Origin of the sequence: Oryzobacter telluris (assembly GCF_043099285.1) — a bacterium.
GTDB lineage: Bacteria > Actinomycetota > Actinomycetes > Actinomycetales > Dermatophilaceae > Oryzobacter > Oryzobacter telluris.
In genome coordinates this window covers 1,048,575-1,067,151 of record NZ_CP170723.1, presented here as the reverse complement: position 1 = coordinate 1,067,151, position 18,577 = coordinate 1,048,575, and the positions used below count along the sequence as shown (strand labels likewise).

17 protein-coding genes and 1 tRNA gene are annotated in these 18,577 nt (G+C 74.7%); 4 read left to right on the top strand and 14 right to left on the bottom strand.

The genetic code is table 11. The features are described from left to right. The first annotated feature begins 5 nt into the window (after positions 1-5). The gene (locus ACFLFB_RS04815) at positions 6-833 is read left to right on the top strand and encodes a class I SAM-dependent methyltransferase (RefSeq protein WP_392544568.1); all 828 of its coding nucleotides are present in this window, start codon (positions 6-8) and stop codon (positions 831-833) included. Here the strand turns inward: ACFLFB_RS04815 and ACFLFB_RS04810 are convergent. Beyond that, complete coding sequence (locus tag ACFLFB_RS04810; RefSeq protein WP_392544567.1) at positions 830-1,210, bottom strand: thioesterase family protein; 381 nt, start codon at positions 1,208-1,210, stop codon at positions 830-832. The two genes, ACFLFB_RS04815 and ACFLFB_RS04810, sit on opposite strands and share 4 nt — an antisense overlap. Before the next feature lie 142 nt (positions 1,211-1,352). On the opposite strand from ACFLFB_RS04810, the gene ACFLFB_RS04805 reads away from it, so the two are divergent. Beyond that, positions 1,353-2,399, top strand: a complete 1,047-nt coding sequence (locus ACFLFB_RS04805) for an SGNH/GDSL hydrolase family protein (protein WP_392544566.1) — start codon at positions 1,353-1,355, stop codon at positions 2,397-2,399. Between the two features lie 53 nt (positions 2,400-2,452). Here the strand turns inward: ACFLFB_RS04805 and ACFLFB_RS04800 are convergent, their stop codons facing one another. Continuing rightward, positions 2,453-2,842 carry a RidA family protein gene (locus tag ACFLFB_RS04800; RefSeq protein ID WP_392544565.1) on the bottom strand — a complete coding sequence of 130 codons (390 nt, stop codon included), beginning with the start codon at positions 2,840-2,842 and terminating at the stop codon, positions 2,453-2,455. Between the two features lie 185 nt (positions 2,843-3,027). On the opposite strand from ACFLFB_RS04800, the gene ACFLFB_RS04795 reads away from it, so the two are divergent. Continuing rightward, positions 3,028-4,251 (top strand): acetyl-CoA C-acetyltransferase, encoded by a 1,224-nt coding sequence (locus tag ACFLFB_RS04795; RefSeq protein ID WP_392544564.1) that lies wholly within the window; start codon positions 3,028-3,030, stop codon positions 4,249-4,251. A gap of 33 nt (positions 4,252-4,284) precedes the next feature. On the opposite strand, the gene ACFLFB_RS04790 is transcribed toward ACFLFB_RS04795, so the two are convergent. The 11 genes from ACFLFB_RS04790 to ACFLFB_RS04740 all read right to left on the bottom strand — a co-directional run bounded on the left by ACFLFB_RS04790 (position 4,285) and on the right by ACFLFB_RS04740 (position 14,216). Next, positions 4,285-4,575: a hypothetical protein gene (locus ACFLFB_RS04790; protein ID WP_392544563.1), complete on the bottom strand. Its 291-nt coding sequence runs from the start codon at positions 4,573-4,575 to the stop codon at positions 4,285-4,287. Between the two features lie 50 nt (positions 4,576-4,625). Continuing rightward, positions 4,626-5,456 carry a Bax inhibitor-1/YccA family protein gene (locus ACFLFB_RS04785; protein ID WP_392544562.1) on the bottom strand — a complete coding sequence of 277 codons (831 nt, stop codon included), beginning with the start codon at positions 5,454-5,456 and terminating at the stop codon, positions 4,626-4,628. A gap of 142 nt (positions 5,457-5,598) precedes the next feature. Further along, positions 5,599-7,737, bottom strand: coding sequence for a PAS domain S-box protein (locus tag ACFLFB_RS04780; protein ID WP_392544561.1), 2,139 nt, complete (start codon positions 7,735-7,737; stop codon positions 5,599-5,601). Positions 7,738-7,995: 258 nt separating this feature from the next. Then, positions 7,996-8,073: transfer RNA gene (locus ACFLFB_RS04775), tRNA-Leu, on the bottom strand. Between the two features lie 140 nt (positions 8,074-8,213). Then, positions 8,214-9,245, bottom strand: a complete 1,032-nt coding sequence (locus ACFLFB_RS04770) for an HAAS signaling domain-containing protein (RefSeq protein ID WP_392544560.1) — start codon at positions 9,243-9,245, stop codon at positions 8,214-8,216. Continuing rightward, the gene (locus ACFLFB_RS04765) at positions 9,242-9,574 is read right to left on the bottom strand and encodes a PadR family transcriptional regulator (protein ID WP_392544559.1); all 333 of its coding nucleotides are present in this window, start codon (positions 9,572-9,574) and stop codon (positions 9,242-9,244) included. Before ACFLFB_RS04765 ends, ACFLFB_RS04770 begins: the two co-directional genes overlap by 4 nt. A gap of 250 nt (positions 9,575-9,824) precedes the next feature. Then, positions 9,825-10,772, bottom strand: coding sequence for an exopolyphosphatase (locus tag ACFLFB_RS04760; protein ID WP_392544558.1), 948 nt, complete (start codon positions 10,770-10,772; stop codon positions 9,825-9,827). Further along, positions 10,769-11,308 (bottom strand): DUF501 domain-containing protein, encoded by a 540-nt coding sequence (locus tag ACFLFB_RS04755; protein ID WP_392544557.1) that lies wholly within the window; start codon positions 11,306-11,308, stop codon positions 10,769-10,771. The genes ACFLFB_RS04760 and ACFLFB_RS04755 overlap by 4 nt, the downstream gene beginning before the upstream one ends. Beyond that, the gene (locus ACFLFB_RS04750; RefSeq protein WP_392544556.1) at positions 11,305-11,853 is read right to left on the bottom strand and encodes a septum formation initiator family protein; all 549 of its coding nucleotides are present in this window, start codon (positions 11,851-11,853) and stop codon (positions 11,305-11,307) included. Before ACFLFB_RS04750 ends, ACFLFB_RS04755 begins: the two co-directional genes overlap by 4 nt. 20 nt (positions 11,854-11,873) lie before the next feature. Next, a complete protein-coding gene (gene eno, locus ACFLFB_RS04745; RefSeq protein ID WP_392544555.1) occupies positions 11,874-13,166 on the bottom strand; it encodes a phosphopyruvate hydratase in 1,293 nt (430 codons plus the stop codon). A gap of 99 nt (positions 13,167-13,265) precedes the next feature. Beyond that, positions 13,266-14,216, bottom strand: coding sequence for an SDR family oxidoreductase (locus tag ACFLFB_RS04740; protein WP_392544554.1), 951 nt, complete (start codon positions 14,214-14,216; stop codon positions 13,266-13,268). Positions 14,217-14,383: 167 nt separating this feature from the next. Here ACFLFB_RS04740 and ACFLFB_RS04735 point away from each other — a divergent pair, with 167 nt between their 5' ends. Then, a complete protein-coding gene (locus tag ACFLFB_RS04735; protein WP_392544553.1) occupies positions 14,384-15,121 on the top strand; it encodes a hemerythrin domain-containing protein in 738 nt (245 codons plus the stop codon). 13 nt (positions 15,122-15,134) lie between these two features. Here ACFLFB_RS04735 and ACFLFB_RS04730 read toward each other — a convergent pair whose 3' ends face one another. Further along, on the bottom strand, positions 15,135-18,542 hold the full coding sequence (locus ACFLFB_RS04730; protein WP_392544552.1) for a BTAD domain-containing putative transcriptional regulator: 3,408 nt from the start codon (positions 18,540-18,542) through the stop codon (positions 15,135-15,137). Positions 18,543-18,577: the final 35 nt, after the last annotated feature.

The following is an 18,577-nucleotide window of genomic DNA, read 5'->3' as shown; positions in this document are numbered from 1 at the left end:
GCGCCATGGACGACTACCTCGCCGTGAACCGGGCCAACTGGGACGAGCGCGCACCGGCCCACGCGGCCAGCGCCGACTACGGCTTCGACCGCTTCGTCACCGACCCGGACTTCCTCAGTGGCGTCGTCCGCTTCGACCTCCCCCTGCTCGGCGACGTCTCGGGGCTCACCGGCATCCACCTCCAGTGCCACATCGGCACCGACACCCTCAGCCTGGCCCGGCTCGGCGCGCGGATGACGGGCCTCGACCTCTCGCCCGCGTCGCTCGAGCAGGCCCGGCGCCTCGCGGCCGAGGTCGGCGCCGCCATCGACTACGTGGAGGCCGACACCTACTCCGCCCCCGAGGCGCTGGCGGGACGCACCTTCGACCTCGTCTACACCGGCATCGGCGCGCTGTGCTGGCTGCCCGACATCGACCGCTGGGCCGGGGTCGTCGACGACCTCCTCGCCCCGGGCGGCCGCCTCTTCGTGCGCGAGGGCCACCCGATGATGTGGGCCGTCGACGACGCGCGCACCGACGTCCTCACCCTGGGCTACGCCTACTTCGAGGAGGCCGAGCCCTGGGACGACGAGGAGCCGGGCACCTACGTCGACACCGAGGTCGAGTTCGCGAACAACCGTGCCATCTCCTGGAACCACGGCCTCGGCGAGACGGTGACGGCGCTGCTCGCCCGCGGCCTCGAGGTCACCGGGCTCGTCGAGCACCGCAGCATCCCGTGGGACGCCCTCCCCGGCCGGATGGTGCGCGAGCCCGAGCTCGGCGAGTGGTCGCTCACCGAGCACGCCGAGCGGCTGCCGCTCAGCTTCACCCTGCAGGCCCGCAAGCCGCGCTAGCCGAGGCGGGCGAGGAAGCGGTCGGCGTCGACGACGACCCGCTCGACCGTGCCGCGCCCCACCACGGTGCCGCCACCGTCACGGGCCTCCACGTCGAGGACGACGCGCCGGCCCTCGGTGGCCGTCACCTCGGCCCGGACCACCACCGCCGTCGCGACCGCGCTGGCCGCGAGGTGGTCGAGCTCGACCCGCACGCCGACGCTGGTCTCCCCCTCGCCCAGCCCGGCCTCGACCGCCGCGCAGGTGGCGGCCTCGCACCACGCCAGCAGGCGCGGCGTGCCGAGCACCGCGAGCGACCCCGACCCCAGCGCCGCCGCCGTGTCGTCCTCCCCCACCACCCGCTCCACCGACCCCCGGGCACCCACGACGACGTCCATGCGCCCACCGTAGGGCGGATCGGGGTCGGCCGGGCGGCCACACCGGATCGGCCGAGCGGCCCGACCCGACGGGGGCCCGGAACGAACGCCGGCGGCACGGGGTTACCGTGGGAGACCCCCGGTGAGAGGAGCCGAGCCACCCATGGGACGTGCACGCCGAGCCCGCAACATCGCGGCCACCGCTGCCTACGGTGGTACGGGGATCGCTGCGGCCGGTGCGGCCCTGGGTGCGGCGGCCTGGGGCGTCATCAAGGCGGAGGCCGCGCTGGCGCGCCGCGTCATCGGCACCCCCTTCGACGACTCCCCCGACGACGACGGCCTGTACGGCGCCGGCAGCGGCGAGCCCTACGACATCGTCGTCCTCGGCGACAGCTCGGCCGCGGGGATGGGCGCCGAGCACCCCCACGAGACCGTCGGCGGCATCATCGCGAGCGGCGTCGCGGCGCTCACCGGCCGGCGCGTTCGCCTCACCAACCGCGCGGTCGTGGGCGCCGAGTCCAGCGACCTCGAGCGCCAGCTCGCCACCGCCCTCGAGGACGTCCTGCACCCCGACGTCGTCCTCGTGATGGTCGGGGCCAACGACGTGACCCACCGCATCGAGCGCTCGGCCGCGGTGCGCTCCCTCGAGCTCGTCGTCCGGCGCAGCCGCGCCCTGGGCTCCGAGGTCGTCGTCGGCACCTGCCCGGACCTCGGCACGATCGTCCCGATCCGCCAGCCGCTGCGCTCGCTGCTCCAGCGCTGGTCGCGTGACCTCGCCGCCGCCCAGACCGTCGCCGTCGTCGAGGCCGGCGGGCGCACCGTCTCCCTCGGCGACCTCATCGGCCCCGAGTTCGCCCGCTCCCCCCAGGTGATGTTCAGCAAGGACCGCTTCCACCCCTCCGCGGCGGGCTACGCCCGGGTCGCGTCGGCCCTGCTGCCGAGCGTGTGCGCCGCGCTCGGGGTCTGGGGCACCGACGACCGCCCGCCGGAGCCGCGCCGCGGCGAGAGCGTGGGGCCCGTGGCCGTGGCCGCCGGCCAGGCCGTGCGCGAGGCCGGCACCGAGGTCGCCCCCACCCAGATCGCCGGGCAGAGCCGCGGCCCGCGCGGCCGCTGGGCCGTGCTCCTGCACCGCCGCCCGCACGACCTGCCGCCCGCCGCCGACGTCCGGGTGGAGCAGCCGGCGCAGAGCCCCGACACCGCCGACGCCTGAGGCCTGAGGCCCGAGATGGAACGGCCCGGGCACGAGGCCCGGGCCACGGCGGCTCAGCCGGCGACGATCGCCTCGAGCTCGACCTCCACCCGCCACCGCTCGTCGACGAGCCCGGCGACGCGCACCATCGTGGAGGCCGGTCGGATGGTCCCGAAGATCTCGCCGTGCACGCTCGACACGGCGTCGACGACGTCGAGGTCGGTGATGTAGTGGCGGGTGCGGATGACGTCCTCCGGGCTCCCGCCGAGCTCGGCGAGCGCGCCGAGGGCGATCTCCCAGCACCGCCGGGCCTGCTGCCCCGGGTCGCGGGAGACGTGCCCGTCGTCGTTGATCGGAGCGGTCCCGGAGACCGCGATGTGCTGGCCGACGCGGACCGCGCGGGAGAACCCCACGCTGCCCTCGTACGGCGACCCTGACGTGGCCCGGCTGCGCGTGGTGTCCATGGATCCCATCCTGTCCCTCTTGCCGCCGGAGCACACCCCCTGTCACGGGACGGCTGCGGCGAGACCGAGCCCACACCCTGCGGGCCGTGCCGGGGGCCGGGCGCGCGCCTAGGCTGGCGGCACCAGTGAGCGAGCGCTCAGCGGCCCGTGGTGGTCGCGCGCCGCCCCGATCTCAGGAGGACCCCGTGCCCGAGGCCGTCATCGTCGCCACCGCCCGCACCCCCATCGGCCGCGCCTTCAAGGGCTCGCTCAAGGGCATCCGGCCCGACGACCTCTCGGTGCAGGTCGTCCGCGGCCTGCTCGACCAGGTCCCCCAGCTCGACCCGGAGAGCGTCGACGACCTCTACTGGGGCTGCGCCGACCCGTCGGGGAAGCACGGTTCGAACATGGCCCGCGTCATCGCCGTGCTCGCCGGGCTCGACCGCCTGCCCGCCGCGACGATCAACCGCTTCTGCGCCAGCTCGACCCAGACGATGCGGATGGCCTTCCACGCCATCAAGGCCGGTGAGGGCGAGGCGTTCGTCGTCGGTGGCGTCGAGTGCGTGTCGCAGTACACGAGCTTCGCCGGCGCCGGGGGCAGCGAGGGCGACACCCAGAACCCGCTGTTCGCCGACGCCGCCGACCGCAGTGCCGAGATGGCCGCGGCCAACACCACGTGGACCGACCCGCGCGAGCGCGGCCTCCTGCCCGACGTCTACCTCTCGATGGGGCAGACCGCCGAGAACGTCGCCACCTCGCGGGGCGTCTCGCGGCGCCGCCAGGACGAGTGGGGCGTGCTGAGCCAGAACCGCGCCGAGAAGGCCATCGCCGACGGGTTCTTCGCCCGCGAGATCCTGCCGGTCACCCTCGGCGACGGCACCGTGGTGTCGACGGACGACGGCCCGCGCGCCGGGGTCACCCTCGAGGCCGTGGAGGGCCTCACCCCCGTCTTCCGCGCCGACGGCACGGTCACGGCGGGCAACTGCTGCCCCCTCAACGACGGCGCCTCCGCTGTCGTCGTGATGAGCGACGCACGGGCCGAGGCGCTCGGCCTCACGCCGCTGGCGCGCATCGTGTCGACGGGGGTGTCGGGGCTGTCGCCGGAGGTCATGGGGCTCGGGCCGGTCGAGGCCTCGCGGCAGGCGCTGTCGCGCGCCGGGCTGGGCATCGACGACATCGACCTCTACGAGATCAACGAGGCCTTCGCCGCGCAGGTCCTGCCGAGCGCCGACGACCTCGGGATGGACCCGGAGAAGCTCAACGTGCACGGCGGCGCCATCGCGCTGGGCCACCCCTTCGGCTCCACCGGCACGCGGATCATGACCACGCTGCTCAACGGCCTCGACGCCCGCGACGGGCGCTACGGCCTGGAGACGATGTGCGTCGGCGGTGGCCAGGGCATGGCGATCATCGTCGAGCGCCTCACCTGACCGACCCCACCACTCCCCGCGCGGGGCGGGGGTCTAGGGGAGGTCTCGGCGGAGCTGGGCGAGTGCGTCGGCGAGCCCCTCACCCCGGCCGGCGGCGCAGGCGTCCCACACGACGACCGCGAGCTGGTCGATGACCACGGGCGCTCCGACCTCGGGCACCTCGCGGTCGGAGGTGCGCGCCGCCACGGCCTCGACGACCGCCTGCACGAGCGGCAGCGCGGCCTCGGCGCGGTCGAGCGAGAGCTGCGACCAGCGGGTCCGGACACGCTCGAGCTCGCGGCGCGCGTCCTCCGGGACGACGTCGACCGGCGGGGCAGACGACACCGCCGGGGCAGGCGAGCCTGTCCCGGCGGGGTCGGTGCGGTCGGGCGAGGTCAATCGCGCAGGCGGGCGAAGAGGCGCAGGAACTCGATGTAGAGCCACACGAGGGTGACGATGAGGCCGTGCGCGAGGAGCCACGAGTACTTCTGCGGTGCCCCCGAGCGGATCGCGTACTCGATGGAGTCGAAGTCGAGCGCCAGGGAGAACGACGCCAGGCCGACGGCGAAGAGGGAGATGCCGATGCCGAGCATCCCGCTGCCGCCGATGCCGAACCGGGTGCCGGTGGCGAAGGCGAAGATGACGTTGATGATCGCGAAGATCGCGTAGCCGAAGATCATCATCGTCATGATCCGGCGGAACTTGGCGGTGACCTTGATCAGGCCGAAGCGGTAGGCGAGGAACATGCCGGCGAAGGTGGAGCCGGTGGCGAGCACCGCGGTGGCGACGACGCCGGGGTACAGGCGCTCGAACACCTGGCTGACCGCCCCGACGAACAGGCCCTCGACCACGGCGTAGCCGATGATGAGCGGCACGCTGAGGGTCTTCTTGAAGGCGATGACGAGGCCGAGCACCAGGGTGCCGACCATGCCGGCGAGCAGGAGCATGAAGCCCAGGCCCGGGTTGGCGGTGGCGACGCCCCAGCCGACGGCGCCGAGGACGAGGACGATCGCGAAGAGCCCGAGGGTCTTCATCACGACGTCGTCCATGGTCACGCGGTCGGTCTGCACCGGGGTGGCGGAGTCGCGGTTGTACAGGTCCTGGAGCTGCTGCGCGGACATCGCGTCCTGCGCCGGCACCGCCGGGGCGGCCTGGCCGGAGCGGAATCCCGCGTAGCCGCCCTGGGCGTCCTTCTCGAGGCGGTTGAAGGCCGGGTTGGTGGCCACTGTTCCTCCGTGTGGTTCTGGGGCGGTGGGTCCACCGCACGTGTCAACAGACTAGACGTGCAGGTGGGCTCCGGTGTTCCCGCTGTGTGTTCTCTGTGGACACGCGTCGGCGGGCGCGGCCCGCGCGAGGCGGCGCACGTCCTCAGATCTCGGGGTAGTTCAGGGTCCCCTCGACGTCACCGGAGAGCCGCGAGACCTCCCGGGCCAGGGCGGCGGAGTGGCGCTCGGCCCGCTCACGCTCGACGACGCGGGCCAGCTGCGCGCCCAGGTGGCGCATGACGAGCTCAGCGTCGTTGTCGTAGGGGTGGCGCACGGTGCTGTAGAACTCCAGCACCCCGGCGGGCTCCGACCCGACGAGCACCGGTACGCCGCTCACCGAGACGACCCCGGCCCGGCGGGCGGTCTCCTCGAGGGGGGTCGTGGGCTCGGGCAGGTCCTGGACCCAGACGGTGCGCCGCGCGGTGAGGACGTGGGCCGGCATGGCGAGGTCGTCGGCTGCGACGGCCCCGGTCTCGGCGATCAGCTCGGAGAAGGTGCTCCGGTCGACCTCCACCCCGACGTGCCAGACGTGGTGGCGCAGCTCGCCCGTGACGTCGTCGACGAGGTAGACGTGCGCGACCTCCCAACGACCGTGGTCGCACACGGCGACCAGGGCGGCATCGAGGGCGTCGCCGATGGAGGTGGCGGAGTTCGCGACCGTGGCGATGGTGCCGAGGACGGCGAGGGTGCGGGCGCGGCGCTCGAGCGCCTGCTGGGCCGCGTGCCGCTCGGTGGTGTCCTGCATGACGAGGCCGAAACCGCGCAGCACGCCGTCGTCGTCGAGGAGCGCGGTGAGCACGGTGGTCGCCCAGAACTGGTCGCCGTCGCGGCGCAGGCACCAGCCGTCGTCGCGCGCGCGGCCCTCGTCGACGGCGCGCTTGAGCAGCCCTGCCGCACGGCCGGACTCGCGCTCGTCCTCGCTCTCGGGGAAGAACACGGCGAGGTCCTGGCCGATGATCTCGGCCTCGGTGTAGTGCTTGATGCGCGCGGCGCCCCGGTTCCAGGTGACGACCCGGCCCTCGGGGTCGAGGTTGACGATGGAGTAGTCGCTCACCTGGTCGACCATGCGGTCGAGGTTGGCCTCGCGCTCGCGCACCTCGTCCTGCAGGCGGCGGTTCTCGGTGACGTCGCGGAAGCTCCACACCCGCCCCACGGCCTCGCCGTCGACCCACTGCGGCTGGGAGTAGCGCTCGAAGACCCGCCCGTCGACGAAGAGCAGCTCGTCGAAGCTCGTCTCCTCGGGGCTGTCGTAGAGGGCGCGCACGGAGTCGAGGAAGGAGTCCGGCTCGCGGAGCTGCCCGAGGACGGAGGCGATGACCTTCGCGTCGTCCCCCGCGGCCAGCAGCGCCGGGTCGAGCCCCCACATCGAGACGAAGCGGGCGTTGTGGCCGGCGATCCGGCCCTCGCGGTCGACGACGAGGATGCCGTCGACCGTGGACTCGAGGGTGGCGGTGAGCAGGGCGAAGGAGGTGACCGCCCGCTCGCGCTCGGCGATGCGGGTCAGGGCGAGGGCGACCAGGCCCGCCGCCCAGGCCGGGACGTCGAGCTCGTCGGCGGGCGGGTCGACGCCCGGCGGGTAGGTGAGGACGACGCGTCCTCCGCGGGTGCCGTCGTCGGTGTGGATCTCGGCGTCGGAGGACCTCCCGTGCGAGGGGACGGCATCGACGTCGGAGCGCAGGGCGACGCGCGGCGGGAGGCCGTCGACCTCCAGCGTGCAGGCGACGGCGGAGGTGGCGGCGATGGCGGCCGTGGGCAGGTCGGCGACGACCTCGCCGAGGGAGCCCGCGCCGGCGAGGCGCTCGACGATCATCGCCTGGGCCGCGAGCATCCGCTCGGCCCGGCGCTGGTGGGTGACGTCGACGAGGTAGCCGTCCATGACCGCCTGGCCGTCGCCCGAGCGGGCGAAGACCGCGTCGTCGAGGAGCCAGACGACCCGGCCGTCGGGACGCAGGACGCGGTACTGCTGGCGGACCCGGGTGTCGAGCTCGAGCTCGACCTCGGTGCCCATGAGGTCGTCGCGGTCCTCGGGGTGGATCAGGGTGAGCCAGAGGTCACGGTCCTCGATGAGCGCGGCCGGGGGGACGCCGAGGATCTCCTCGATCGCGGGGCTGACGTGCAGCCACTCGCCGACCGGGCCGGGCTCGGCGACGTAGACCGCGATGCCGAGGCGGTGGTCGAGCGAGGCCGCCCCCGTCCGCGGACGGCGCGACCAGCCCTCGTAGGCGCCCTCGGTCCTGCTCACGTGTGATCCCCGTCGACGGTCGGCACCCCTGCCGTTCGCAGGATAGCCACGGGGCGCGCCGATCCGCGGCGGAACAGGCCGTGGCCCGGCCGTTCGGCCGCGCGGCCTCACCGGTTCGGCCTCAGCGGGCCTCAGCCCGGGTCGAGGTGAAACACCACCACCTCAGGGTCGGACATCACCTCGAACCAGGCACTGCGTCATCCGTCGAGGTGGAACACGACCCCTGGACGGTCCGGTGTCGCCTCGACCGGGTGGGGGTGGCGCCCCCGACGGGATTCGAACCCGCACCTGTGGCGCTTTTAAGGCGCCTGCCTCTGCCAGTTGGGCCACGGGGGCGGGGCCACGGTATCCCGTGGCCCCACCCCCGTCCGCCCCCTCCGCAACGCCTCCAGCAGCACCCTCGGGTCGCGCTACCGCGCAGTAAGGGTCGCGATCACGACCCTGACTGCCCCGTAGCGGGCACCGCGGGGCGTCGCCTAGGGGGTGGGCGTGGGAGTGGGGGTCGGCGCCACGCTCCCGCTCGGGCTCGGGGTGGGCTCGACGCTCGAGGACGCGCTCGGCTCCGGGGAGGCCGACGCCGAGGGCACCGGCTGCGCCGAGGGCTGGAGGAGCAGCGGCGGGATGGCGCTCGGCGGCGCCCACGGCTGGTCCTGTCCGGACCAGGGGTCACGGTCCCCCGTTCGCAGGGGGAAGACCGACAGGGTTGCGGGGTCGGGCGGCCACACCTGCCCGTTGGTGTCCTCGCCGTCAGGGAGGGAGACCACCGTGGGGTCGAGGGAGAGGGGGCGCCCCGAGGAGTCGAACACCCGCGCGCCGTCGACCCGGTTGCCGGCGGCGTCGTAGACGTAGAGGTTGCTCGCCATCCCACCGCTGACCCACACCCCGGTGTCCGAGACCGGGACCCCGTCGTCGACGTACACGGTGTTGAGAGCCAGCAGCCACACCGCCACGGGGAGCAGGGCGAAGGCGGCCACGACGTTGACGAGCGGGAGCCAGGCGCCAGATCCACGGCCGGCCTCGCGGGCGGCGAGGGTCCGGCCGAGCCAGAAGGACAGGGCGGCGCCGATCGTGGGTAGCAGGAGGCGACCGGAGCCCGTCACCGCGGCAGCCGTGCCACCGATCGCGACACCACGGGCCACCCACCAGACCGGGCGGAGGTCACGCAGCCAGGGCCAGCGCACCATGGCGCGGTCACCGTTGGCACGGAAGGCGGCAGCGGCCTCGGCGAAGGCGCCCGGGCGCGAGCCACCCCCGGCGGCGACGGCGGACCGCGGTGGGAGCCCGGCCGCGCTGCGCAGCTCGGCGGCGTAGGCCTCGGGCTGGCCGAGGAGGTCACCGAGGCGGTCGCCCGACTCGGCGGCCCGCTCGGCGAGGTCGGCCTCCATCCCCGCGGTGAGGTCGTCGACCTCCTCCGGGGGCAGGTCGGAGAGCCAGGCGCGCACGGCGCCGACGTAGTCGGTGACGTCGTCGGCCGTGCCCGCGCCGCCGATGACCGTGGTGTCGTTCATGACCGCACTCCCGCCTGGTCCAGCAGACCGTCCATCGTCTGGGCGAAGGCCGCCCACGTCTTGCCCTGCGTCTCCAGGACCGTGCGGCCCTGGGCGTTGATGCCGTAGTACTTGCGGTGCGGCCCCTCGTCGGACGGCACGACGTACGAGGTGAGCGCGCCGGCGGAGTACAGGCGCCGCAGCGTCCCGTAGACCGAGGCGTCGCCCACCTCCTCCAGCCCCGCCGCCCGGAGCCGTCGCACGACGTCGTAGCCGTACCCGTCCTCCCGGGCGACGACCGCGAGCACCGCGAGGTCGAGCACCCCCTTGACCAGCTGTGTGCCGTCCACCGGCCCCACCTTCTTCCCACCACGCTGTCCGTTGTTGTGGACCGCACACTACCGCGCAGTCCGTATTACCGCAGCAACCACACCACCGCCCGCGTGTCGCTTCCCCCTCGCGGGTGATGTCGCGGCGTGTGCCGAGGTGGCCGTCAGGGCAGCCACCTGAGCACGCGCGACCGGATCCCGGCGGCCGTGAGTGCGGAAGTGGCCGCCAGGGCAGCCGTTTCCGCACTCAACGCGGAAGGACCCGGGCGCGTCAGAGGAGGGAGAGGGCGATGCCGTCGAGGATGTCGTGCTCGCTCGTGACGACCTCGGCCTGCGGCGAACGGTCGAGGACGCGCCCCAGCACCTCGGCCCAGACCAGCGCCCCGGCCCCGATGACGTCGACGCGCCCCGGGTGCATGTACGGCAGCGCGGCCCGGTCGTCGCGCGACATCGAGAGCAGCTCGTGGCAGGCGGCGAGGTGCTCGGCCGCCGGCACCCGCGCCAGGTGGATGCGCTCGGGGTCGTAGCGCGGGAGGTCGAGGGCGCGGGCCGTGACCGTGGTGATGGAGCCGGCCAGCCCCACGACGACCCGGACCCCGTCGAGCGGCACGACCGCCTCGACCTCGTCGAGCGCGGCGCGGACGTCAGCGCGCGCCCCCTCGACCTCGGCTCCCGTCGGAGGGTCGGAGCGCAGGTGCCGCTCGGTCATCCGGACGCAGCCGACGTCGACCGAGCGCCCGGCCTCGACGTCGGTGGTGCCGCGGACCAGCTCGGTGGAGCCGCCGCCGAGGTCGACGACGAGATAGGGGCCGGGCAGTCCGAGGGCCCGCAGGTCGCCCGTCGCGCCGGTGAACGACAGCCGCGCCTCGGTGTCGCCGACGACGACCTCCGGGGAGACGTCGAGGTCGCCGAACGCCGCCCGCACCCCCTCGACGAACTCCCCCGCGTTGCGGGCGTCGCGCGACGCCGAGGTGGCGACGAACCGGACCCGCTCGGCGCCGGTGCGCCGGCACACGTCCGCGTACTCGCGGCTCATGGCGAGGGTGCGCTCCATCGCGTCGGAGGCGATGACACCGGTGCGGTCGATGCCCTGCCCGAGCCGGACCACCTCGGTGCGCCGCACGACGTCGACGAGCCGGCCGTCGTCGTCGACGTCGGCCACGAGCAGGCGGATGCTGTTGGTGCCGCAGTCGACCGCCGCCACCCGGGGGTGGCTCACGCGTCGCCCTCCGGGACGGCCGGGGGCGCGTCCGCCGAGCACGGGTGGTTCTCCCACCACGGCTCGAGCATCGCCAGCGCCTCGTCACCGAGCGGGTTGACCCCCGGCCCGGCACCGAGCGAGTGCGCGGCGAGGACGTGCAGGCACTTCACGCGCGTCGGCATTCCGCCGGCCGAGATCCCCTCGACCTCGGGCACGGCCCCGAGCTCACCGCGGCGGCGCAGGTAGTCGTCGTGCGCGGCCCGGTAGGAGGCCGCGAGGTCGTCGTCCTCCTCGAGCCGCTCGCTCATCTCGCGCATGACGCCCTGGCTCTCGAGCGTCGAGAGCGCACCGGTGAGGCGCGGGCACGTGGCGTAGAAGGACGTGGGGAACGGGGTCCCGTCGGGGAGACGCGGTTCGGTGCGCACGACGTCGGGTTCCCCACAGGGACACCGGTGCCCGACCTCGGCGACCCCGCGCACCGGTCGCCCGAGCTGGCGGGTGACGGCGTCGAGGTCGGCCTGCGCGACGGGCGGCAGGTCGGGACGTCCGCTCACCGGCGGGCGCCCGGGGCGTCGGCGGTGCGCGTGGACTCCCACACCGCCTGGTACCAGGGCAGGGTGGGGGCGGTGTCGTTCGCGAGGACGGCCACGGGGTCGGCCGTACCGGCGGAGGGGGCGGCGTCGAGGACCGTGTACGACCGCTCGCCCGGCTTGACGAACTTCAGCCGCTGGCGGGCCTGCTGCTCGACGTAGGCCGGGTCGCGCCAGCGCTCGCGCTCGGCCTCCAGGGCCGAGACGTCGGCCTCCTGGGTGGCCACCCGCTCGCGCAGCGCGGCGATGTCCTGCCGCTGGCCCACGTAGGCCGCCACGGTGGACCCGAGCAGCACCATGAGGAACGCGACGATGGACAGCAGGACGACCCCGCGCCGGGTTCGCCGGTCGGTGGCCGCCGAGGTGAGCCGGCCGCGCCATCCGCTGCGGGCGGCGCCGGCCACCTTGGGGGTGGCCGACGCGACCTTGGCCGCCGGGCGCGCGCGGCCGGCGGACGGTCGCCGCGGGGGTCGCGACGCCGGTCCGCGCGAACGCCCGGTGGTGGCCATCGGTCGGATCAGCCTCTCGCTCAGCCCTGCTGGCGGTTGGTGAAGCGCGGGAACGCGCCGGCGCCGGCGTAGACCGCGGCGTCGTCGAGCTCCTCCTCGATGCGCAGGAGCTGGTTGTACTTGGCGACGCGCTCGGACCGCGCCGGGGCGCCGGTCTTGATCTGGCCGCAGTTCGTGGCGACGGCGAGGTCGGCGATCGTCGTGTCCTCGGTCTCGCCCGAGCGGTGGCTCATCATGCAGCGGTAGCCGTTGCGCTGCGCGAGCTCGACGGCGTCGAGGGTCTCGGTGAGCGAGCCGATCTGGTTGACCTTCACCAGGAGCGCGTTCGCGGTGCCGGTCTCGATGCCGCGGGCCAGGCGCTCGGGGTTGGTGACGAAGAGGTCGTCGCCGACGAGCTGCACCTGCGTGCCGAGGCGGTCGGTCATCGCCTTCCAGCCGTCCCAGTCGGACTCGTCGAGCGGGTCCTCGATGGAGACGAGCGGGTAGGAGGCGACGAGGTCGGCGTAGTAGTCGATCATCTCGGCGGAGGTCTTGGACCCGCCCTCGAAGGTGTAGGTGCCGTCCTCGTGGAACTCCGACGCCGCGACGTCGAGGGCCAGGGCGATCTGCTCGCCTGCGGTGTACCCGGCCTTGTCGATGGCCTCGAGGATGAGGTCCAGCGCGGCGCGGTTGCTCGGCAGGTTGGGGGCGAAGCCGCCCTCGTCGCCGAGACCGGTGGCCAGGCCCTTCTCCTTCAGCACGCCCTTGAGCGCGTGGTAGACCTCGGTCCCCCAGCGCAGCGCCTCGCGGAAGGTGTCGGCGCCGATCGGCGCGATCATGAACTCCTGGATGTCGACGTTGGAGTCGGCGTGCGACCCCCCGTTGAGGATGTTCATCATCGGCACGGGCAGGACGTGCGCGTTGGGGCCACCGACGTAGCGGAACAGGGGGAGGTCGGCGGAGTCGGCGGCCGCACGGGCCACGGCGAGCGAGACGCCGAGGATGGCGTTGGCGCCGATCTTCTCCTTGTTGGCGCTGCCGTCGACGGCGAGCATCTCGGCGTCGACGAGCCGCTGCTCGCTGGCCTCGAAGCCGAGCAGCTTGGGCCCGAGCTCCTCGATGACGGCGTCGACGGCCTTCTGCACGCCCTTGCCGAGGTAGCGGTTCTTGTCGCCGTCACGGCGCTCCACGGCCTCGAAGGCGCCGGTGGAGGCGCCGCTGGGGACGGCCGCCCGGGCCAGGGTGCCGTCGTCGAGGGCGACCTCGACCTCGACGGTGGGGTTGCCGCGCGAGTCGAGGATCTCGCGCGCGCCTACTGCCTCGATGGTGGCCACGCCGTACTCCTGGGGGTGGGGCGGAAAGGGATCGCCTCCGAGGGTAGTCCCCGGCGCGCGGCATCCTCCCGACCGACCCACCCCCCGGACCGCCCGTCCTCAGACCGGCCGGACGACGTCCGCCGCGTGCTCCGCGACGACGCGGGCCACGAAGTCGACGAAGTCGGTCGGGGGACGACCCAGCAGCATCTCGGTGTCGGCGAGCTCGGCGGCCGAGGCGGTGACGGCGAAGCCGCGCAGCTTCTTGAAGGACGAGATCCAGTCGTCACGGCGGTGACCGGACAGGTGCCGCGTGAGGGCGGCCTCCAGGGCGGCGTCGTCGTCCCCGACGTACCGCACCGGGTGCCCCAGCGCATCGGCCCACACCTGCGCGCACTCCGGCCCGGTCAGCGAGCGCGGCCCGACGAGGGAGTAGGAGCCCGACGGGAAGGCCGGGTCGAGCAGCACGCGCGCCGCCGCCTCACCGACGTCGCGCAGGTCGACGCGGTTGAGCCCCTTCGGGTGCGTCGGGTGCACGAACTCCCCGCCGCGGATGACGTCGAGGAGGACCTCGTCGTTCTGCATGAAGTTGCCCGGGGTGAGGATGACGGCGTCGGTGGCCGAGCGCTCGACCATCCGTCCGATGGCGATCTTCCCGCGGTACCGCGGGAGCAGGCGTCCGTACAACAGCCGCATCGCCCAGCCGGCGAGGGCGGTGCGCCCGAAGATGTGGATGCCGGAGAACACCAGGCGAGCACCCTCCTCCTCGCAGACGTCGATGACCGTGCGGGTCAGCTCGACCTCGTCGGCCTCGTGCGGGGAGATGTGGAAGACGACGTCGACGCCGGCGACGGCTGCGGCCAGGGAGTCCCGGTCGCGCAGGTCGCCGACGCGGACGTCGAGGCCGTCGGCGGACGCGAGCCGGGCCGGGTCGCGGACGAGGACGCGTGGCTCGACACCGCGGGCCCGCAGGGCGCGGACGACCTCGCGGCCCATGAGTCCGGTGGACCCGAGGACGAGGACGGTCGGGGCGGCGTCGCCCTCGAGGGGGTGGGGGCGGGGAGTGGACACGGACGGCTCCTTCGGCTCGGCGGGGTGTGTCGTCGAGGACTCTCACGCGTCGGGCTTGCGCCGGCCTTGGGCATCGCGACCCAAGCCGGCCCCAAGCGCGCACCCGCACGGTGTGACGTGAGCGGCCGCACCGGGCCGAGACCGACCACCGCACACCGGAGGCACCCGTGACCAGCACGACCCACCCCGCCCGTCCCCAGCTCGAGCTCCCCGGCCAGACCCACGTGGCCGAGGGCCCGAACGACCACACCGGCATGTACGTCATGCACCACGCCTTCCGCCGCGACCTCGCCGCGTTCGCGTCGTCGGCACGCGCGACCCCGCTCGGTGACACCGCGACCTGGTCGGCGCTGCTGCACCGCTGGGACCGCTTCGCCTCGGTGCTCCACCACCACCACACGGCCGAGGACACGCACTACTGGCCTGCTCTGCTCACCGCCGTCGAGGCGCGTGGCACCGACGCCGACCTCGAGGAGGTCCGGGCGATGTCCGAGGAGCACGCCGACATCGACCCTCTCCTCACCGCGTCCCGCGCGGCGCTCGCCGCCGTCGTCGAGCACCCGTGCGAGGAGCACCGGCACGCCCTCGAGATCCGGCTCGCCGGGCTGCGCGAGGTCCTCGGTGAGCATCTGCGCCACGAGGAGACGGTCGTCCTCCCGATGGTCCAGCGAGTCATGCCGACCGACACCTTCACGGCCGTGGAGAAGGCGATCGGGAAGTCGTACCCGGCCCGCGACATCGGCTTCGTCATCGGCTGGGCGATGCACGGCCTGCCGGCCGAGGCACGGGAGGCGATGTTCGCCCTGGCGGGGACGCCGTACCGCGTCCTCCACGCGCTGATGCGTCGGCGCTTCGAGCGGTCCGAGGCCGCTGCGTTCCACCACGGGGACGGCGGCGTCCTCTGAGGGGGTGCGTGGCTCAGAACGCGTGTCGCCGCCGGCGCTCCGCGAGCCAGGCCAGGTACGTCGTCTCCGCCCAGACCGTGGCCAGCCGCTCGGCGGCGTCGGCGAGCGCGGTGGCCCGCCCGACGTCACCGAGGAGGGCGTGACCGAGGGCGAGGTAGCCGTCGACCGGTCCGTAGACGGTCGAGATGCCGGACACGACGAACCGCCCCTCGGCCCGTTGGAGCACCGTCACGGCGGTCCGGGCGAGGTCGGTGTCGCCGACGAGGGCGGCGGCCTCGACGCGCCCGGCGGCCTCGGACACGACGTACCAGTTGTCGACCATGGGGACGAGGGGCGCGCGGTCGAGCTCGACCCGGAGGCGGTCGACCTCCCCGTCGAGAGCCAGCAGCTGGATGACCGGGGAGCGCACGAAGTCGTCGGGCGTCTGGGCGAAGTAGTGCAGCATCTGCGGCAGGACGGCCGCGCGGGCCACGGGGTCCCAGAGGGCGAGCAGGTAGCTGATCCCGAACTCGGTCCACTCCTTCGCCGGGGTGAGGCTCTGCTCGCCCAGGGTCCGCATCGCCTCCGTGTGGGCGGCGGCCCCCTCGTCGTCGCCCTCGAGCACCGTGAGGCTCAGGCGGACGAAGTGGAGGACGAACTCGACGTAGGTGAGCCGGCGTCGGCGGGCGATGTCGTCGGCCGCGGCGGAGTGCTCGAGCCAGGTCTCGCGGTCGCCGTCCTCGAGGGCGGTCCCGGCGAGGGCGACGTGGGCGAGGGCGAGGGCGGCCTCGTCGCCGGAGTCGCGCGCGGCTCCGAGCTCCTCGTGGGCGAGGGCGCGGCGCCGGTCGAGGTGCTCGACCCGCCACAGGGCCAGCCACCCGGTGCGCGCCGCCCACGCGCGCAACCCGGGGTCGCCCAGCCGCCGGGCCGCGGCGAGGCCCTCGTCGACGAGGGCCTCGACCTCCGGTTCGGAACCGCGGCGGTAGTACAGCTGGACCGCGAGGGCGAGCATGAGGATGCACCGCGTCGTCGAGTCGTGGTGGTCCAGCCCGCGCAGCGCCCAGCGGAGGTCGTCCACGAGGTCCTCGTGCACCTCGTCGTGCTCCTGGGGCAGCCAGGCGGAGTACCGGGTCAGGGAGGTGGCGGCGCGCGCCATCCGCTCGGGGTCCTCGTCGGCCCGGGCCAGGGCCACGGCCTCGATGACGGCGTCGACGACCGGGCGCCACTGCGCCGCCCACGCCGCGGCCTCGGTGAAGGACAGGAGCAGGTCGTAGCGCTCCTCGCGGGTACCGGCGGGGTCGAGGGCGTGGGCGTCGAGGGCGGCCCGGTAGAGGTCGGTGGCCTCGACGTTGGCGAAGTCGCGCCGCGCCTCGGCGGCCGCGGTGGCAGCGGCACGCCACGCCTGGGGCGCGTGCACGGGACCGGCGGCCAGCCAGTGGTGCGCGAGGTCGAAGGCGCGCTCGGCCGGGGCCACGGCCCCCCGGGGCAGGGACTCCAGGGCGTGGGCGATGCGGGCGTGGGCCCGGGAGACCCGGGCCGGGGACGCGGCGGCGAGGACGGCGTCGCGGGTCAGGGCGTGCTCGAACACGAGCCGGCCGTCGTCGCGCTGGTGGACGATGCCCTGCTCCTGCGCCGCCTCGAGGCGGTCGGCGACCTCGTCGGGTGACCACCCGCCGACGTGGGCGAGCAGCAGCGGGGAGTGCTCGCGCCCCAGCGCCGCCGAGACGAGGAGGGCCTCGCGGGTGGGGTCGGGGAGGTCGTCGAGCCGGCGGGCGAGCACGGTCTGCACCGACTCCGGCACCTCACCGCGCCACCCGGCCGTGGAGGCCGCGAGCCGGGCCAGCTCGACGAGGAAGAACGGGTTGCCGCCGGTGCTCTCGCACCACTGGTCGACCCGGGCCGCGGCCGCCCCGGACCCGGTGACGGCCGCGACGAGGGTGCGGGCGTCCTCGACGGCGAGGCCGGAGAGCTCGACCGTGCGGGCCCCGTGCCGGGCGAGGGCCACGCCGAGGTCGGCCAGCGCGCCGGTGGGCTGCGGCCGGGCCCTCCTCGTCGCGACGACGGCCACCCGGTCGCGGGGCCCGAGGGTGGTGACGAGGTGGACGAGCGCGCGCAGGGTGCGGGTGTCGGCCCAGTGGAGGTCCTCGACGACGAGGAGGACGGGGTCGTCCTCGGCCCGGCGACGCACGGCCCGGGCGAGGGCGTCCTGCACGCTGAACGCCCGTTCGGCCCCCGCCGCGTCGCCGCCGTCCTCGGGCTCGCGGTCGAGCTCGGCGGGGCGGTCGAGGCCCAGGCCGTCGAGGAGGGCGAACCACGGCCAGAGCGGCGGGGCGCCGTCGTCCTGCGAGCAGCGCCCGACCGCCGTCGTGAAGCCGAGGTCGCCGGCGGTGGCGAGCGCGTCGTCGACGAGGCGCGTCTTGCCGCTGCCGGGGTCGCCGACGACGAGGACCGCGCCGGGAGCCCCGGCCGCCGTCGACGCGAGGACGTCGGCGACGAGGGCGTGCTCGGCGTCGCGCCCGACCGTCCCCCAGCTGCCCGAGGGCACCGACGGCGTGGAGGCGGCGGCATCCACGACGGTGCCGGTCGGGGGTGTCGTCACCGGAGCAGGTGGGGCGTCGGGCCGGAGCCAGTGCGAGAGCGCGGGGTCCTGCCGGAGCACCGCCTCCTCGAGGGCGCGGACCTCCGGTCCGGGGTCGAGGCCGAGCTCGTCGGCGAGCAGCTCGCGGTAGCCGCGCAGGACCTCCAGCGCCTCGACCTGGCGGCCGGTGCGCACGAGGGCGAGGGCCTGGAGGGAGCGGGTCCGCTCGCGCAGCGGGTGGCGCCCGGCCGCCTGCTCGGTCGCGGCGAGCACCGCCGCGTGCTCACCCACCGCCAGCAGCCCGAGCGCCGTGTCCTCCTCGGCCGTGGCGCGCAGCTCGTCGAGGGCCGCCCGGTCGGCGAGGACTGCCGGGTGGTCGCCGAGGTCGGCGTAGGCGGTTCCGGACCAGGTGCGCAGGGACTCCTCCAGCGCCTCGACGTGCGCCGCCACCTCCGCCCGCGTGGGCCACGACGCCCCGGGACCGGTGGTCAGCTGCGACCACAGCGGGGCGAGCGCCGAGTGCCGGGCCCGGACCTCGCGGGTGAAGGCGACGGCGTCGACGTCGGACGGGTCGACCTCGAGGCGGTAACCGTCGTCGGTGGTGACGAGGACGGTGGGTCTGGCCCGCGGCGCGAGGTCGGGTTCGAGGACGCGGCGCAGCCCGGAGATGTAGGCGTGCAGCGTGCCGTGCGCCCCGGCCGGGGGCTCGTCGCCCCAGACGAGGTCGACCAGGCGATCGGCGCTCGTCGTCGAGCGTGGCGCCAGCGCGAGCGCCGCGAGGATGCTGCGCGGCTTGCGCGCCGCGAGGGGCACGGGGCCGCCCGGGCCGTCGACGACGGTGCTCCCCAGGACGCGGACCCTCACGAGGGCCCACCCTAGCCAGCGACGACGCAGGTCAG

Bases quoted from the DNA above. Each gene is read 5' to 3' on its own strand.
- ACFLFB_RS04815 (WP_392544568.1), top strand. From the start codon at position 6: ATGGACGACTACCTCGCCGTGAACCGGGCCAACTGGGACGAGCGCGCA.
- ACFLFB_RS04810 (WP_392544567.1), bottom strand. From the start codon at position 1,210: ATGGACGTCGTCGTGGGTGCCCGGGGGTCGGTGGAGCGGGTGGTGGGG.
- ACFLFB_RS04805 (WP_392544566.1), top strand. From the start codon at position 1,353: ATGGGACGTGCACGCCGAGCCCGCAACATCGCGGCCACCGCTGCCTAC.
- ACFLFB_RS04800 (WP_392544565.1), bottom strand. From the start codon at position 2,842: ATGGACACCACGCGCAGCCGGGCCACGTCAGGGTCGCCGTACGAGGGC.
- ACFLFB_RS04770 (WP_392544560.1), bottom strand. From the start codon at position 9,245: ATGAACGACACCACGGTCATCGGCGGCGCGGGCACGGCCGACGACGTC.
- ACFLFB_RS04750 (WP_392544556.1), bottom strand. From the start codon at position 11,853: ATGGCCACCACCGGGCGTTCGCGCGGACCGGCGTCGCGACCCCCGCGG.